Source organism: Trichocoleus sp. FACHB-591 (assembly GCF_014695845.1).
Taxonomy (GTDB): Bacteria; Cyanobacteriota; Cyanobacteriia; order FACHB-46; family FACHB-46; genus Trichocoleus.
In genome coordinates this window covers 1-13646 of the sequence record NZ_JACJPA010000035.1, presented here as the reverse complement: position 1 = coordinate 13646, position 13646 = coordinate 1, and the positions used below count along the sequence as shown (strand labels likewise).

Sequence of the window (13646 nt, the reverse complement as noted above, 5' to 3'; positions counted from 1 at the left end):
GTCAGCCAAGTTCGTCATCGTGTAGTTAATCGGACTGCTTAGTAAGTACTGGCAGTAATCCAGTTTGGTGAAGCTCATGCCTCTAGTTTATGTCTGTCTCTGCGTAAGTCCTGAAGTAATTAGCTGTAGGGGCGAACGGCCGTTCGCCCCTACGAATATCTGTAGATAGAATTTGGAGAACTGGTATTAATAGGTAATAACAAACTGATTAATGTTGAGGATTGGCGTGTTAGTTAAGGTGGCGATCGCGACGGCTGAGCCAGCACCTGTGCCATCAGCATCGAAGCTGAGAATCCCAGTGCTGGTGTTGTAGAGGAAATTAGCGCTGGTGCCAAGTGATGTAGGCGCAGCACTACTTACCAAGACTCCTGTAGAAGCAGTAGTCGTGCTGAGGGGAATTCCTGCTCGCAAACCACCCCCAAACCCTGCTTCCGAGATATGGAGCGTGTCATCAGATACAAAGTCAGTGATTGAATCTCTACCGTGGTTTGGGGCTTTGTAGAGGAAAATATCGGCTCCCCCTCCACCCGTGAGCCGATCGCCACCTGCTTCGCCTGCAATCACGTTGGCTGCTGTATCTCCAACAATCACATCGCTATTGGCTGTGCCTGTGTAAATGGCTAAATAGGCGTAGCGGCTAAACAGACCTGTTTGTTCGCTCGTGGTGTAGAACTCTGTATTACTCTCGCCAAAGGCGATCGCTTCTCCTTGGGTTTCGTTGGGCAAAGGGATTTCCATATTCGGCTGCCGCCCAAACAAGCTACTCCATGATTCGCCAGGAGTGCGCTGCCACAGGAAAGCGGTGTTGTATGTACGCAGGATAAAGGTGGTGCGATCGCTGCTCAAAGCTGCACCTGTGACTAGGCGATCGCTTAAGGTTGTTCGCTGAGAAACGTCAAATGTGCCAACTAGAGTGAGAGTAGAGCTGTTTGGACTTAAACTGCGACTAAAAATCTTGCTTTGTCCAGTGGTGGGGAGTAAATCTTTGGTGATAATTAACAGTTCTTGTCTGTCTGAGTCAAAAATCATAGCCTCGCTGTCAAAAGAGCCACTGGGATACCTGATCGGCAGCGTTGCCACCAAGCTCACAGATTGAGCACTGGAACTGGGTTCATTCACAACATAAATTTTCTGATTGGTGCGTGAGCCAGCGCTAAGGTTTTGGTTGTTGCCAATGTCCCCAATAAAGAGGTATCTGCCTCCACCAGGAGCAGGCCCAGCGGTAATCTCTTCCCAATCAACGTTAGTTGCCCCAGTGACGTTGACTTGGCCAATAGCTTTGCCTCTGTTGTCTATTGCATAGATAGCCGCAGTATTGCCCGAATCGTTGTGAGTCCACCAAAAATCTCCCGCTCCTCGCACTAAACCGGAAGATTCGCTTAGATTAGGAAATTTTCCAGTTGTATAACCGTAGTAGCCGTTAGTTGGTGTAACCGAGGGCGTAGGGTTAACCGTAATTGCAACTGTGCCTGTCGCCTTGCCACCGTAGCCATCGTCAACAGTGTAGGTAAAGGTATCTACCCCACTAAAATTGGCATTCGGCGCATAAGTCAGCGTGCCATCACTGTTTTTAGTCACGGTGCCATTTGCGGCTGAACTAAACCCAGTTAGAGCCAACACGTCTTGATTTTTATCGCTATCGTTTCCTAGCACATTGATAGCGGTGGCTGTATTGGCAGTAGTCACAACAGCGTCACTATTGGCAAGAGGAGCCGTATTGATGCTGTCACGCCCTTCTAATCTGCCATAGCGGGAGAAGTGGTCAAACCCACTGATAAAAGCGCCCGCTGCAACCGCTCCAGCAACATCTGAGTTGTGAGCTAAGTAAAAACTTTCATTAAACAAAGAACTAGGATTGCGTTGTTCAAACCGCCCATAGCGTAGAAAATGCTCAAATCCGCTGCTCAAAACACCTTGGGCTACTGCCGCAGCAACATCCGTATAAGTCGCTAAATAGAAGTTGTTGTCAAACAGGGAACTGGGATTGCGTTGCTCAGACTGACCAAATTGCAAGAAGTGGTCTAAACCGCTGGGAAAGGCTCCCTGGGCTACTGCCGCAGCAACATCAGGGTAGTTTTGTAAATAAAATTGGTTGTCAAACAGGGGGCTAGGATTGCGCTGCTCCCGTTGCCCGAACTGCCTGAAATGATCTAAGCCACTGGCAAAAAATCCTTGAGCGACAGCGGCGGCGACATCTGTATAAGTGACTAGATAGAACCTTTCATCAAATAAGGTACTAATATCAATGCTCATAAACGTTAGCGAAATACTGGTAATGCAATATTGTGAATGCAAGTGCAGAGCTAACTTTTGAGTTTCTCTACTTCATTGTTCAGTTTCTAGCTCGTTCACAACACCTTAGTCTAAGTATTACGTACGAGATGATTGGTGAAATTAGTATAGATTTTTACAGGGTTTTATGAAGAAGCTATGAAGGTTGGGCCTTAAGTAAAAACCTTCAATCTTAGTTTTCAGTAAATCAACGTAAATAGTTGTGCAAAGTTAAGACCGGAAATCTTCAATGAGCTTCGAGAAATTGAGCAATTCTATCAACCGCAGTCTTCAAAATGGCTGGCTCATGGACTAAGGCGAATCGCACGTATCCTTCACCCGACTTACCAAAGCCAGCACCAGGAGACGCAGCAACTCCGGTTGCCTCAACCATTTGAGTGCAAAACTCCATCGAATTTTGGCTCCAGCGCTCAGGTAGTTTGGCCCAAACATACATAGTGGCCGTAGGCATCGGTACTTGCCAACCAATGCGATTGAGAGCTGTTACAAACGCATCGCGTCGTTGTTGAAAGGTTTCTACAGTGACTTGAATGCTTTCTTGAGGGCCTGTGAGAGCAGCGATCGCCCCATTCAAAATCCCTCGATATTGGTTGAAGTCTACAGCTGCCTTGACTTGACGCAAAGCTCGAATCAGTTCAGCATTGCCGATCGCGTATCCAATCCGAAATCCACCCATGTTGTAGGACTTGGAAAGGGTAAAAAATTCAATAGATACGCTCTTGTCTGGGTCAGCTTGTAGGACGGAGGGCAAAGCTGTGCCATCAAACACGAGGTCAGCGTAAGGAAAATCGTGCACCAAAACTAAATTGTGCTGTTGGCAGAAGGCAACCGCTTCTTGGAAAAACGAGAGCGGGGCGATCGCGGCAGTGGGATTATGAGGATAGCTCAACACCATCATGCGAGACTGCGCCAAAACTGGGCCTGGAATATCTGCAAAAATCGGCAAGAAGTTGTTTTCAGCTAGCAGCGGCATGGGATAAATTTGCCCACTAGCTAAATAAACTCCCCCGGCGTGAGAAGGATAACCCGGATCTAACAGCAGGGCAAAGTCTCCGGGATTGAGCACTGCTAAAGGTAAATGAGCTGTGCCTTCTTGCGAACCGACTAAAGGTAAGACTTCGGTTTCTGGATCGACTGCAATGTCAAACTTCTTTTCGTACCAGGTGGCTGCGGCTTGGCGGAAGGCTTGTGTGCCATGAAACAGCAAATAGCCGTGGGTGCTTTGGTCTGAAAGAGACGCAGCGATCGCCTCAATCACATGCTCCGCTGCGGGTAAGTCGGAGGAGCCAAGCGACAAATCAATCAAGTCTCGGCCTGCTGCTCTGGCTCTAGCTTTTGCCTGATCCATATCAGCAAACACATTAGATTGAAGAGGGGCTAGACGCTTGGAAAATTGCATAATAACTTCGCTCTCAGCAATTGAGATCAATTCGGTTGGCTAGCCACCTAACGGATGATGGCTAAAGGCTCTAGGCGAGCGGCTGAGAGCTACTAATAACCCTACTTTGGCCTACTTTGGCAAGTGAGTTTCGAGCAGATCAATCAGCTTTTGCTTGCCAATGGCTCCTTCAATTGAAGCCGCGACTTCCCCATCTTTAAGGAAGATTAGAGCGGGTACTCCCTGCACCTGGTACTTCGCCACGGTTTCAGGATTGGGGTCTATCTCCATTTTGACAACTTTGAGGCGATCGCTGTAGTGAGTCGCAGCCCAATCCATCAACGGAGCCGTGAGTCGGCAAGGACCACACCAAGGAGCCCAAAAGTAGATAACCACAAGCTTGCTCGTTGGCTCAAGAGCGGTTGCCGCAAACTCAGCGTCTGAAATCGTAATTACACTGCCAGTCATGACGTTTGAATTCTAATAATTACTTAATACTTTAAAACGATGCTGACTGGTTAAGAATCAACTCATAAATTCTTGGGAGCAAGTTAGAGTTCTTGCAGGCCTCTCTAAACCCTCTGCCTATCGCCGATGAGCTTTAAATCTCTCACAGACTCAATCTCCCGCAACTCCTACTCTAGCTCCCCTTCCCTTTAAGGGAAGAGGGGCTGGGGGTTAGGTCTCATGAGAAGACAGAGTAAAAGTGCTAAACACTGTTATAGACTGTCAAGCTGCTTTTTCAGGTCTTCCAATTCAGCATCAACGGCTGCATCTTTGGGTGCGCTCGCTGATGGGCTAGATGCAGGTAGCGTTTTCTGTTCAGGTGAAGCACCACCAATCAACTGAGCCTTCATAGCGGCCAGCTCATCATCTACATCGCTACCAGACTCTAATTGGGCAAATTGGCTTTCTAAGTTAGCGCCTGCCAACTCAGCAACTGCTTGAGAACGAGCCTCCATTTGCAATACCTTTTCTTCCATGCGCTCGAAGGCACCCATAGCACTACCAGTGCTCATATTGCCGACCACATTTTGCAGTTGTTCATTAGCTTTCGCAGCAGCAGCGCGGGCCTTGAGCATGTCTTTCTTAGTCTTCGCTTCCGAAATCTTGCTCTCTAAGCCGATTAAACTACGCTTCAAAGTATCAACCTGACCGCTTTGTTGGTCGAGTTGAGTTTTCAGACTCGTAGCAGTTTCGTTATAGGTTTTACGGCGTAGCAATGCTTCACGGGCTAAGTTCTCATCACCCTTTTGCAGCGCCAATTGAGCGCGTTGCTGCCAGTTATTAGATTCGGTTTGAGCCTGGTTCTGTTGTTGTTGAGTTCGCTTTTGGCTGGCGATCGCACTGGCAACGGCTTGACGCAACTGCACCAAGTCCTCTTGCATGTCCAGAATAGACTGTTCCAGAATCTTCTCTGGATCTTCAGCCTTGCTGACCATGTCGTTGACGTTGGATCTGACTACTCGGCTAATGCGGTCGAATAATCCCATGACTCTATCTTTCCTTTTGGGGTGTATGAGGTGAGCAACGCAGGCTGCTTACCTAAGCCTGCCTGGATTTCAAAGTTTTAGGGTGAATTAAATTGAGGCTATGTCAATAGTCTTAACATATACTAGCTAAATCCTTCCTCCAGCCAGCGCTAGAACGCTTCCTAGTGTTGGTGTGAATGATGGGGCCTACACCAGCAAAGGAATTCACTTGAAAAAGTAAAATCTATCTGCTTCTACTTTTCGAGCGATCGCAATTTTCTACTTGAGTAAGTACGTGACAGCCCCATTTTGGCATAAACTCTAGCAGCTCGGAAAAGGGACGCACGGTTCTCAACCATTAGTTACAAGCATTCATTAAAGCTAGCGAGCTAGAGGGCTGCCGTGATGATGGACCAGATACCATTTCTGGGCCATGCACTCAAAAATATTAGTCGCCATAGATTGAGCCTGGACTCTCTGGTTACCGACTACCTGAAATAGCTTTTCGAGCACTACGACATAGGCGATCGCGCTATCCACCTCAGTAGTAATGATTTCTATCTCAATTTCGAGATAGCTAGTGTTCTTGAAGATTTTCTCCCAAGAGCTACCAATTGCATCCCATCCTCGTAGAGCTAGCCGTCCCGGGTGAATGCAGAGGCTACCTGTGCCTTTGGACCACACTGCCTGCATCGCCTCCATATCTTTTCTTTCAAAAGCTCGGTAGAATGCTTGATTAGCTGCTAGTACTGCTTGCTCGTCACTCATACAATGCGTCATCCTTGTCGTTTTATAGAAATGTCATGAACTGATTACTTAACAACGAGATTAAAAAATTAGTTAAGTTGCAACGCAAACCAACAAACGAACTAGAAACTAAGATTAGAATCAAGCAAAGCTATCCATTTCTTAACCCAGCTTAGGCTTGTGACTGTTAAACGATTTCTTCGCCAAGCGACCCTAACTCGTCGCTCCCATTTAACTGTTTTTATCCTTTCAGACGAAGCGGCTGCTTTTCAAGCTTATCGGCTCTTGCAATCGCATGGAATTTCTCCCGAGCATTTAGCGATCGTTGGTAAGGGCTATAGCAGTCCTGAGCGGGTTGGGCTTCTAAAACCCATGCAGATTGCTACTCGTAAAGCGCAAGCTTTGGCAGTTTTTGCTGGAACAGTCGGCTCGGTAATTAGTTTTATTGGAGCCCTATTTATTCACTTTGGCTTAGGCTTTCCCCTTCATGCCAACCTAGTACTCATGACTGTAGCGGGCAGCGTTGTAAGTGGTTTTTGCGGGGCTGTAGCGGGAGCGCTGTTAGGGTTCCTAGGAGAAGGCAGTACCTCTGGGATTTACCGCCATTACCTAAGCCAAGGACGCTATCTCTTAATGATGGAAGGTCCCGAAAAGCTAGTACGTCGGGGGCAAGAAGTATTAAGTTATTACTCTACTTCCAAGCCCTAATCAATGGCTAGCTCTAGGACGCTGCCCGCGACTTGACTACTCAAGCCCTGAAGCTAGATGAACAGGAAGCTTTTTATCTGTAAGAAGTTGTTTAACCGCACTCAAAATAAATTCTAGTCCAGCATCCTTAGCAATAAAGAAATCTGCTTCTGGACAAAGTTGCTTGCCTAATGCCAAATTATTTTTGCTAATAAATGCAGTGGCAAGAACCAGAATCGGTGGCTGACTTAAGTCCTGCTTGAGCTGCTGAATAATACTGCAACCATCAATATTTTTCTGGTATTGGGTTGGTGGAATGGAAAAATCCACAATAATCAGGTCATATTGAGAAGCTTTGGGAATTAACTCACTGAAAGAGTGAAAAACAGAGACTTCAAACGCACCTCTAAAGAAGCGCTGAATTAAAAAACACCAGTGTTCATCGTCATCTAGTATGGCAATTTTGTTCATTTATAATATTTTTTGAAAAAACTAATTAGGCTTTTTCTATAGCATCATCCTCCAGGTGAAGCAGTGTCAATAATCTGTAGTTTTTGTTTAGGTTTCGTTCTAGTTAAGATGCGTCTATTGCTTCGGCTTGGTAGTTGCCTGACTTACCACCAGTCTTACTGAGCAAGCGAATTGACTCAATTTGCATTGACTTTTCTAGAGCTTTAGCCATGTCATAGAGAGTTAAAGCTGTGATTGAGACGGCTGTCAAAGCTTCCATCTCTACGCCTGTTTCGGCTTTGGTTTTCACTTCTGCCCGAATTTGATAGCCCGGTAAATGATGGTCTGGAGTGAGCCAAACTTCTACTTTATGCAGCGGTAAAGGATGACAAAGAGGAATCAATTGTGCGGTTTGCTTGGCGGCCATGATTCCAGCCAACCTAGCTGTGCTAACCACATCCCCTTTAGGTGCATTACCCGCTTGGATCGCTGCCAGCGTCTCTGAGCGCATGCGGACTTGGCCCACCGCGATCGCTTGACGGATGGTTGACTCCTTAGCAGAAACATCTACCATCTGCGCTTGCCCTGCTGAGTCTAAATGGCTCAATGGCTGACTAGTAGCTGAATTCGGGCTTTCAGGAAAATTTTGTTGTGTCATTTGATTTAGGTGTGCTAATATGAATTCTTGTCGGGGGCTTGTAGCTCAGTGGACTAGAGCACGTGGCTACGGACCACGGTGTCGGGGGTTCGAATCCCTCCTAGCCCGTCAAAAAGGGTAGGCTTAGTGCCTGCCCTTTAACTTTTTTGAGGCGTTTGATTAACTGCATACAGATCGCGACCTCGCCCGGAAGCGAACTTGAGTGAGTAAGCTAGGTCTTTGCTAGATTGAGTGATAAAAACTAGCAGCCCTACAAACGCGAGAATAGCGCAGAAGCCAAACAAGCTACGGTACCCCACTTGTTCCGCTACAGAGCCAAAGATGGGACCAGCGATCGCGATACCAACATCAAAACCACTCACACATAGCGCTAAAATCTTAGCTCGCTCTTGTGGTTGAGAGCGATCCGCCATCAACGCCACCATCATAGGAATTAGCGTGCCTGCTCCAGCCCCTTCCAGGAAACCTGCAATCAAGAAAGCTTCGGCACTGTGGGCGGTCCACAACAGCAGCATTGCGAGTGAATAAAAGGTAAGGCTAAGGCTGATAAATAGTCCTCGCCCATAGCGATCGGAAGCTCGACCTGTCAGGAGACGAATGCCAAAGCTGGCGATCGCAGCGGCTGTGTAAAAGAATCCCGCGTTCAGGTCAACTTTAGCCTCAGCAATGTATAAGGGTACAAAGGTACTCAGAGTCCCAAACGCTAAGCCGATCAATAGCATTACCAGAGCAGGAATGCGAATCCGAGGGCTGAGTAATAAACGCCAAAACTGATTAGATGGAGCACTGGAGCTTGAATCTCCGTTCTCCAAGTGCCGATTGGGTTCACGAACTTGTACTGCGCTCACCAGCCCGATAAAACCTAACAAGGCAGATAAGAGAAATAAAGGAATATATCCTACCGCTGCTTGGAGTAACCCACCTATTGCAGGTCCAACCGCGACCCCAATTGGGTTAACCAAACTCATATAGCCAACTAGCTCACCACGGTTTTTCTCTGGTGAAAGATCAACGGTTAAGGCACTGTAAGCCGTACCAAAAGCGGCAATGCTGACACCGTGGAAAGCTCGAACTGCGATCAGTAATGGGATGGAATGGATGAACAAGTATCCCAGAGGAGCGATCGCCACAACTGTCATGCCAATCAGCAAAACGATCTTGCGACTGCGGTTATCGGCTAAATTTCCTAACCAAGCCCGCGACAATAGCAAGCCAATTGCAAAGGCCCCCATCACAATGCCAATTTGTTGGCTACTCCCACCAATTTCTTGTACGTAGAGGGGTAAGGTTGGCAGCAAAGAAGCCAAACTGCACCAAAATAGCAGTCCGGTGGCAAACAAAACTAATAAGTTGCGACGAGGCTCAGGCGCTAAATCTGTAAAAGCTTTCAAAATATAGTTCCTTCTACCAATCCTTCTATCAACCTGTAGTTGCCCACGCTGGACACATAGCAACAATTCTTCCCCTATGATGTGGAAGTTTGTTACATTTTGTCATCTACACTACAGATTGATTTCTGGAATTTCGCGATGGGCGATCGCTTGGAAGCAAGGCTAATTATGAGGTCCAATAAAAGAAAAAATCAGAGCTTTCGGCCCTGATTAATCCAGATGTATGGAGTTTTTAGAGAATGGCAAAGTTATGAAGCTTGGCGAGAAATGATCTTCTCGATAGTAGCCTGTGTCTGCTGGAGCAACTGTTCTCGGCTATCGGAAGCTTGGATCAGCGGTGGGACCAAGTTGCGAGCTTGTAACGTCATGTGAAGCTGGAGGTGAGCGACGTACTCGCTAAAGTCTTCGCGAGCGGAATAATTAAGTGACTGATGTGAATGCGACTCCAAAGTGTTCTCCTTCCCTTACTCTGCGCCGTCAATCGACCATCAAAGAAGTTATCATGCCGTTAAGCTGATCTTTGAGCTCTGCAATGAAGTGTAACGCTTTTCACAATTGTTTATTGAGTTGTGTTGACTGAATTGGAATCTTTGCCTGATCCACGCATCCTAACCATACCCCTACAGTTTGGACAACTTGACACTAGTTCCCAGCCAGCAGCCTATTTGGAAATGGGGAGTGGTCCGACACTGGTGCTGTTACATGGGTTTCTAGGCACTGGAGCTTGTTGGCTACCTCTGATGCAGAAATTGCGATCGCACTATCGCTGCATCAGTCTAGACTTGCTTGGCTTTGGAAATTCGGGTAAGCCTGCTATTCGCTACGACATTGCGACAGAAGTAGCTTTTGTACGCCAGGTGGTAGAAGCCCTGAATTTAGGTTCCTGTTATTTCATAGGCCATTCGTTTGGCGGTTGGGTCGCGGCAGCTTATGCCTTGCAGTATCCCGATGCGGTGAATGGTCTTGTCTTAGCCGCCGCCGCCGGAATTCGAGACGATAGTTTTTGTGGCCGCTATGACCATTTGCGCCCGTTATTATGGCCTGTCCCAGTGGTTGATTGGGGCCTACATTTGGTTAAACCGTTGGCGCGGTTACTGGGTCAGCAGGCAGCGATCGCCCAACTTAGCTGGTTTCGTCAGGAATTGAAAGCTCAACCTGCGGCTCGTTCCTTTCTGTTAGACCGACTGCGACCAGAAGACGCGATTGATACAGTAGAACAGCAGATTCATCAGTTGCGAGTGCCAACCCTAGTAATCACAGGCGATCGCGACGAAACCATTCCCTTATGGCATAGCCAAACTTATGCCAAACAAATTCCAGGGGCTGAGTTAGCAGTTATCCCTGAAGCTGACCACGCTTTGCCCCAAAAATATGCAAATGAAATGGCAGAGTTGATTCTGCAATTTTTCGCCGACCAACCTGATGCCATTTCTTGCCGTTCATCAACTCACCCTAGTTCCAGTTAATTTTGGTCCATGTGGTTTTAGCATCTGTAGGATAGTCTCGCTATTGCGCTTTGCAGTAACCATTCAGGTCACTCACAGATCTACTTTCCTCCTGAGCTGCTTTTAGCGCCGTTTGGGTAGCAGCTTGGGCCTTTGCCTGCATTGCTTTTGCCTGTGTAGCGCCTGCTCCTGTTGGTTGAGTTTGCCGGAGGCTGGCAACCGCGTTAGCAATCTCCCGCGACGATTGGGCTAGGGTTTGATAAATCCTGGCAAAGTTAGCTTGGAATGTTTGCAACTTTGTGTCTTGAACCTTAACCCCTTTAATCTCTTGGCTAAGTCCATCCAAGTTGGTAGCTAACTGATTCATTGCAGCCGGATCGTTACCATTTATCCCCGAACTAGCAAGTGCCTGTCCTTTATTAATAACGTCAATTAACTTGTTGCACTGAACGATCTTGCTCTCTCCACAACTAGTCGCCAAGAGGGCAATTGCAGTAGTGCTTAAAACCATAACTGCCAATCGAAAAAGACGGCGCATCAACACTCTCCTCACAAGCTGGTGAACAAAACATTGCATTCAAAACCGATTCAGTTGCAGGTATCTAGCTCAATCTCCGAAGGGATTTAAGCATTAGCTGATGAGCTAGTCTGTCAAACCTAAGCAATCAATAATCAGGCAATTGAAACTTACCTGAGATGGTGCACCGTAGTCTTAAGACAACCGTAGATTTTTGTCAGTGTCAAGTTACACCATGATTAAGCGATCGAAAATTACTCAAAAAAATAGGAGCATAACAGTTATGCCCCCTGAATAAATACAAGCTCTGGATGCAAAAGCTTTGGTAGTTCTTTTAGATAAGCTCTGAGATTTGTTAGAAAGCAAATGTTGTCCGAATAGTACCGATCACAATGTCGTTATTGGCACTATTATGATCAGGCGCAGTCAGCCAAATGACGCCTGGAGTAATAGAGATATTGTCGTTCACCTGGTACTGGTAGAAAGCTTCTATATGAAGTGAAGTGTCTCGATCTTCCCCAAACGAACCAATAATCCCAGTAGGTAAGCTTGCAGCTAGTGCTGTGGCAGCTGGAGTAGTTCTTATATCAGCACCCACCACTTTGGGTTCCATCCCGACGATGATGCCTGCCAGATTGCCTTCCTTTCCTAAGTCCGGGAAACCAAGCGTTACAGCCCAGTTAACGGTTTCAAAATCACCCCGCTCAAACAGTCCCCCTCCAGAGCTGAGTGTGCGATTGAAAGTGTAACCTGCCCAACCACCCAGAACAAGTTTGTTGCTCAGTTGCCAAGAAAGTTCAAGGCCGAGGGAGTTGCTAACGATTGGAATGACTGTTGTTAAACCTTCTAAATTATCGTTGCCACCGAGAGACGATTCCTCAAGTAGACGGCTGATGAAAGCTTGAGGGTTAGCAAGATTACTGCCAGTCCCGGTTTCTCGCTTATAGGCATGCACAAAGGTTAAACCTACATTCAAGCGATCGCTAGGCTTGAACAAAAGCTGCGCCAGCGCACCATAAGCCCCATCAAACAAACCGCTCTTTTCACTTGGTTCAGCAGCATCACTTGCTAAGTATCCCAAACTTAGCTCTAAGGCGTTTCCAAACTCGTGTCTAATGCCTAAGCCTGCCCCTTCAACCAAGTAGTAAATTGGGTGCCGAGTGCCAAACGCTGATAAGGCCCCTGTCGCCCCATCACCATCTAAAAAGTTCACAGTACTTGCGAAGTCATCAGCAGCACCGGAATTAGCTGCTAGCACTACTTCAGTGTTTTCACCAAGAGGAAAGCTATATAGAAGCGCATCCAAGCTAACGTCATTGTCAGAGTCGCCTGCAAAGGCCAAATCTCCCTCTGGCGTTAATGTTGTGCTTGATAAAGCCTCAAGTCCTTCAGCTTGCAGGCGAGTTCTCAGCAAATCACGACCCGTAAAGCTGGTCTCTAAATTTAGTCGGGTGCGATGACCGAGGGCCACACTTCTGTCAACTTCTTCGCCCAATGCGTTATCACCCGCAGCAATACCTGCGATCGCGAAAACCGCCTCCCCTTCAAGCTTAGTCGTCGTCGAGAATTGGTTAGCTTCAATCTCAGCAGTTCTTGCTTCTAATGCATCGACTCGGCCTCGTAGAGTAACGAGTTCAGCAGAAAACTCTTCTTGAAGGCGCCCTAGGGTGGCTAAATCTTCTTTCCCAACCAGGTCAGCTGTACCTGCTGTAATCAATTCATTCACTCGATCCAGGCAAGCATTCACGCCCGCTGCAAACTCATACCGAGTCAGAGCCCGATTGCCCCGATAAGTACCATCAGGATAACCAGCGATACAGCCATAGCGCTCTACTAGAGACTGTAATGCTTGAAAAGCCCAATCAGTAGGTTGAACATCAGACAACTGAGATACAGAAGTCACCTGGTTCAAAGAGTTTCCAACCAATGCATCTACATCTACCTGCTCTTGAGCTAGTTGAGCAGGTAGCATATTCCCTTTAATCTGGGTGCCTTCCAGAACTTCGTCAGCGATCGCGGAAGTTCCAGTTACTGCCAACAGCCCGAAAACAAACGGAGAAATCAATAAAGAACGACAGAAAGAGATTGCAGTCATTAATATTTCGCTCCTCACACCTGATTGTGGTTTGTTAGCTCCCAAATCCATCCAGTAGATTGTTGCTAACTACTCCTGATTAACTAAAGTGAACCTTTTTTCGCTCAGATACAATCCCCTACCTCGGCATAAAAGCTGAGATAACTTCTGGGTTTAAGCAGATTTCCAAGTCTCTAATTTCATTAAACCAGGTTAATGAGAATGATAATCAGAACAATGAAAAATACTTTATCTTTAGAAATCTAAGAGTTCCAATAGCACCTCTATAAGCAACCGTGCATGGCTCAGAAATTTTTTCAAAAAATTTTTCTGTCCTTTAGCCCAAAGCAGCGCCATCAAGAGCTGTGTCGCCTACCTAGAGAAGCTTCTAATCGCTTCGAAAAAACTTTTCCTTAGGGGGGTTGACAACCCCGTGTGGACTTCGTTATATTGGCTAAGCGGTCGAGAGAGAAGGGGCGCGGAAGCGCACCGAATCAGTCGGCCCCCGCACCTAGAAAAGAGAATAGTTTGAAAG

Annotated in this window: 13 protein-coding genes and 1 tRNA gene; 3 read left to right on the top strand and 11 right to left on the bottom strand. The window is 47.0% G+C overall.

Features of this window, described 5'->3' with window-relative positions:
• Positions 1-186: 186 nt before the first annotated feature.
• From H6F90_RS05915 to H6F90_RS05895, 5 genes are all read right to left on the bottom strand, one after another.
• Positions 187-2253, bottom strand: coding sequence for a cadherin-like domain-containing protein (locus H6F90_RS05915; RefSeq protein ID WP_190551084.1), 2067 nt, complete (start codon positions 2251-2253; stop codon positions 187-189).
• 265 nt (positions 2254-2518) lie between these two features.
• Complete coding sequence (locus tag H6F90_RS05910) at positions 2519-3691, bottom strand: LL-diaminopimelate aminotransferase (protein WP_190551082.1); 1173 nt, start codon at positions 3689-3691, stop codon at positions 2519-2521.
• 111 nt (positions 3692-3802) lie between these two features.
• Positions 3803-4138 carry a co-chaperone YbbN gene (locus H6F90_RS05905; protein WP_190438561.1) on the bottom strand — a complete coding sequence of 112 codons (336 nt, stop codon included), beginning with the start codon at positions 4136-4138 and terminating at the stop codon, positions 3803-3805.
• 251 nt (positions 4139-4389) lie between these two features.
• Positions 4390-5163 (bottom strand): PspA/IM30 family protein, encoded by a 774-nt coding sequence (locus tag H6F90_RS05900; protein WP_190551080.1) that lies wholly within the window; start codon positions 5161-5163, stop codon positions 4390-4392.
• Between the two features lie 360 nt (positions 5164-5523).
• The gene (locus H6F90_RS05895) at positions 5524-5910 is read right to left on the bottom strand and encodes a nuclear transport factor 2 family protein (protein WP_190551077.1); all 387 of its coding nucleotides are present in this window, start codon (positions 5908-5910) and stop codon (positions 5524-5526) included.
• Between the two features lie 159 nt (positions 5911-6069).
• On the opposite strand from H6F90_RS05895, the gene H6F90_RS05890 reads away from it, so the two are divergent.
• The gene (locus tag H6F90_RS05890) at positions 6070-6597 is read left to right on the top strand and encodes a hypothetical protein (RefSeq protein ID WP_190551075.1); all 528 of its coding nucleotides are present in this window, start codon (positions 6070-6072) and stop codon (positions 6595-6597) included.
• Between the two features lie 36 nt (positions 6598-6633).
• Here the strand turns inward: H6F90_RS05890 and H6F90_RS05885 are convergent, their stop codons facing one another.
• Both H6F90_RS05885 and moaC read right to left on the bottom strand, forming a co-directional pair.
• Complete coding sequence (locus H6F90_RS05885; protein WP_190551073.1) at positions 6634-7047, bottom strand: response regulator transcription factor; 414 nt, start codon at positions 7045-7047, stop codon at positions 6634-6636.
• 103 nt (positions 7048-7150) lie between these two features.
• Positions 7151-7684 carry a cyclic pyranopterin monophosphate synthase MoaC gene (gene moaC / locus H6F90_RS05880; RefSeq protein ID WP_190551071.1) on the bottom strand — a complete coding sequence of 178 codons (534 nt, stop codon included), beginning with the start codon at positions 7682-7684 and terminating at the stop codon, positions 7151-7153.
• A 34-nt stretch (positions 7685-7718) separates the two neighbouring features.
• On the opposite strand from moaC, the gene H6F90_RS05875 reads away from it, so the two are divergent.
• Positions 7719-7792: transfer RNA gene (locus H6F90_RS05875), tRNA-Arg, on the top strand.
• Positions 7793-7821: 29 nt separating this feature from the next.
• Here the strand turns inward: H6F90_RS05875 and H6F90_RS05870 are convergent.
• Entirely contained in the window at positions 7822-9075 is a 1254-nt protein-coding gene (locus H6F90_RS05870; RefSeq protein WP_190551069.1) for an MFS transporter, read from the bottom strand.
• A gap of 248 nt (positions 9076-9323) precedes the next feature.
• Positions 9324-9524 carry a hypothetical protein gene (locus tag H6F90_RS05865; protein WP_190438580.1) on the bottom strand — a complete coding sequence of 67 codons (201 nt, stop codon included), beginning with the start codon at positions 9522-9524 and terminating at the stop codon, positions 9324-9326.
• 120 nt (positions 9525-9644) lie between these two features.
• Between H6F90_RS05865 and H6F90_RS05860 the strand changes: the two genes are divergently transcribed.
• Positions 9645-10541: an alpha/beta fold hydrolase gene (locus H6F90_RS05860; protein ID WP_370587955.1), complete on the top strand. Its 897-nt coding sequence runs from the start codon at positions 9645-9647 to the stop codon at positions 10539-10541.
• A gap of 40 nt (positions 10542-10581) precedes the next feature.
• Here H6F90_RS05860 and H6F90_RS05855 read toward each other — a convergent pair whose 3' ends face one another.
• Both H6F90_RS05855 and H6F90_RS05850 read right to left on the bottom strand, forming a co-directional pair.
• Positions 10582-11058 (bottom strand): hypothetical protein, encoded by a 477-nt coding sequence (locus tag H6F90_RS05855; RefSeq protein ID WP_190551066.1) that lies wholly within the window; start codon positions 11056-11058, stop codon positions 10582-10584.
• Between the two features lie 334 nt (positions 11059-11392).
• Positions 11393-13132 (bottom strand): iron uptake porin, encoded by a 1740-nt coding sequence (locus tag H6F90_RS05850; protein WP_190551064.1) that lies wholly within the window; start codon positions 13130-13132, stop codon positions 11393-11395.
• Positions 13133-13646: the final 514 nt, after the last annotated feature.